The following is a 670-nucleotide window of genomic DNA, read 5'->3' as shown; positions in this document are numbered from 1 at the left end:
GTGCTGGTTCATCGTTGACGTGACGTGCGCAATGCCAACGAGCTTGTAGATGTGGTGTTTTCGGGGCTCTCGCCGCTGGTCATCGAGGACGTGACGGATGAAGGCGAGCGGATTTTGGTGCGGGCGCGGACGCCTGAGGGCCCGGTACCGTGTCCGGGTTGCGGAGCACCATCCGGGCGGGTGCATGGCTTTCATCTGCGGACGGTGGCCGACGTGTCGGTGGACGGACGGCGGGTGGTGGTCCGTGTGCGGGTGCGGCGTCTGGTGTGTCCCACGCGTGGCTGCCGGCATACCTTCCGCGAGCAGGTGCCCGGGGTGTTGGAGCGATATCAGCGCCGCACCGCACGGCTGACCAGGCAAGTCAAGGCCGTGGTCAAGGAGTTAGCGGGCCGGGCGGGCGCACGTTTGCTGGCGATACTCGCGATGGGACTGTCGCGTCACACTGCCCTGCGCACCTTGTTGCGCATCGCTCTGCCCACCAGGCAGGGGCCGCGCGTGATCGGGGTCGACGACTTCGCCCTGCGCCGGCGCCACCGCTATGCCACCGTGGTGATCGACGCCGAAACCCACGAGCGGATCGACGTTCTTGCCGACCACACGGCCGACACCCTGGAGGTGTGGCTGCGCGAGCATCCGGGCGTCGAGATCGTGTGCCGGGATGGCTCGGCGA

Annotated in this window: 1 protein-coding gene; it reads left to right on the top strand. The window is 67.9% G+C overall.

Annotation, left to right across the window (positions count from 1 at the left end):
- Positions 1-24: 24 nt before the first annotated feature.
- The coding region (locus TN53_RS41590) for an ISL3 family transposase (protein WP_046264088.1) at positions 25-670 on the top strand (646 nt) is incomplete at its 3' end.

Origin of the sequence: Streptomyces sp. WM6386 (assembly GCF_000972385.1) — a bacterium.
Taxonomy (GTDB): Bacteria; Actinomycetota; Actinomycetes; order Streptomycetales; family Streptomycetaceae; genus Streptomyces.
Note: the sequence above shows the minus strand (reverse complement) of the source record. Positions and strands in the feature narration are given on the sequence as shown.